Origin of the sequence: Bradyrhizobium sp. I1.14.4 (assembly GCF_050435825.1) — a bacterium.
In the GTDB taxonomy this organism is placed as follows: domain Bacteria; phylum Pseudomonadota; class Alphaproteobacteria; order Rhizobiales; family Xanthobacteraceae; genus Bradyrhizobium.
Map to the genome: position 1 here is coordinate 1 of NZ_JBNDLA010000069.1, position 2,288 is coordinate 2,288.

Sequence of the window (2,288 nt, forward strand, 5' to 3'; positions counted from 1 at the left end):
CCCGGCGTCTTGCCGGGCCGCAGCACGACCGCCACGGGCCGGCTCGTCTCCGTGTCGTAGACGTGGATCGGCAGGAAGCAGCGTTCGTCATAATGAGCGTTGAACAGCGAGAGCTGCTGATGGCCGTGGACGACATCGCAGGTGTCGTCGATGTCCAGGATGATGGATGCGGGCTCGCACGGATAGCTATCCATCCATGCGTCGACCAAGGTGTAGGACAGGCGGATCACGTCGCGCAGTCGCGGCGAATTCTCCAGCCGCGACAGCGTTGGTTGGGAACACAAATCCCGGCCCGTGTCCGGCAGGCGACCGCAGGCGAGCTTGAACGCCGGATCGGACCGCAGATGATCGAGGTCGTCGGCGTCCTCGTAGCCGCAGCAGATCGCGAACATGCGAGCGCGGAACATATCGACAAGGCTGTGCACGACCCGCGTCGGATCGCGCCGATCCGGGAACACCCGGGCCAAATTGCCGGCCAAGCCGAGACGCCGCTCGGCCATCGCCAGAAGCATCACGCCTCCATTCGAGGTCAGGCGCCCACCATCGAAGGCAGCTGTGACTTTCTTGGCGTGAACGGCTGGAAACGAGAATGGCAGAATCGTATCATCGGTCATGGCGGGCGTGGCGTTCGCGGTTGAAGGTGATGGGGTTGGCGTCGCAACCGAATCCTACGCCGCATCAGCGCTTTACACCACGCTCGCCAGCCTCTCAGGCGCCCTCTGGCGAATAAGACGGGCTAGCTGTGGATGAGCCCGCGCAGGATGGCTTCCGCGCGCATGGAAGCGGCCCGAGTAGTGGCGAAGCGTTAAACAGCGCCACCGCTCCCCACGCAAGCCGGTAGGTGAAGGATTTGTTTTGCCGTGTCAGGATGCGGAACGCAGCTCGCTCGTACTTGGTTTGCCGCGCCTCGGAGTGCACGCTCCGTTCAGTGCTGGAGCTGGGTAGTGCGCGGCGACCTGCCGTACCTAGCCTGCGTCATTTTGATGGGGCTATCTTTTTGCTGCTCAAAGGAGAGACTTATGCGGTGTGGTCCCGGCAAGCCTGTCGGTCTTTCATATCAAATGCCGGCGCCAGATTCCGATCTCGGCGCTCGCGCGCGAGCCTCATCGAGCGTTGAGTCACGCACGCCATTTAGAATTCCACCGACAACAATACCGAAGAAAATACCCGACCAAAATCCCCCAACGCTTGTATATGACATGATTGAACCCTCTACCTTTCGCGCCACATCCGATACATCCGGGATGGAGAGTTGCGACTTGACCGGGTTTGACGGTTTAAGCTTGTCTGGGAGTGAACAATTTTCTGAGCGGCAGCTAGAAGAACTAATTACACTGACACGTCCAAAACGGCTCGTCATTATAGATACTAGGCAAGAGTTCCATGGATTCGCAAATGGAGAACCAATATCCTGGTATGCTGCAGATAATTATAACTGGGGTAACGTGGAAAAGCCTGCTGACATTATTCCCGCGAAGGAGACAAAGAAGCTCGCAAAACTACCGACTAAATTTCCTTTTGGTCTGACCATAGAATCCGGGAGTGTCGTAAAAGGAAAGGCTTCTTCGGCGCCTCCAAAGGTTCTCGACTTCGGTAAAGTGAAAATAGAAACGGAAGAGGAATTAGTTAAAAGAAAGGGTGTGGCATATCTGCGCATTCCGACACCAGATCATGCGCGCCCCACCGATGCTGAAATAGATAAGCTTGTATCGGAGTTGCGAAACCTCGCCCGTGCGGGTGATGTTCATTTGCATTTTCATTGCCGGGGCGGCATAGGGCGTACAACGCTGCTGATGACCCTGGCAGACATGTTGCACAATTCCGACAAAGTGCAATGTGCGCACATCATAGAACGCCAGATAAAATTAAGAAGGCGCGACGAGTTTCCAACAAGCAAGGCGTTAAACAAGGTGTTGCGGAACGAGAAAAGCGAGCTGATGGACACATTTTTTCAGTATGCAAAAGAACAACCTCTTGAAAAAGCGGATGCCATTTCATGGACGGAATGGCTAGCGTTAAAAGCACATCATGAGCATCAGATCTTGGATACATCCAGTGGCGGTACGCCGCCGACCGCGCCTCCCAGCCATAGGATGCCGTGAAATGGACCCCTCGTGGCGCGACCGCTTCAACCGGTTTCTTAGTTTGAAAGCCGTTCACCTTGCGAAAGCTAGGTCGCATTGACGGCTCTAACCCGATCTATTCACGAGAGCACGGTCGTTCTTGACGTCTGACGGGGGCTGGCGGCTGGCGTGGGCGACCGTCCGGCCTTTTCTCACCGGTTTCTT

General features: G+C 56.2%; 2 protein-coding genes. One reads left to right on the forward strand and one right to left on the reverse strand.

Annotation, left to right across the window (positions count from 1 at the left end):
- A partial coding sequence (locus ABIB78_RS38665; protein ID WP_429034286.1) for an IS1380 family transposase occupies nt 1-614 on the reverse strand: 614 nt, incomplete at its 3' end.
- 645 nt (nt 615-1,259) lie between these two features.
- Here ABIB78_RS38665 and ABIB78_RS38670 point away from each other — a divergent pair.
- Nucleotides 1,260-2,102 carry a hypothetical protein gene (locus ABIB78_RS38670; protein WP_429034287.1) on the forward strand — a complete coding sequence of 281 codons (843 nt, stop codon included), beginning with the start codon at nt 1,260-1,262 and terminating at the stop codon, nt 2,100-2,102.
- Nucleotides 2,103-2,288: the final 186 nt, after the last annotated feature.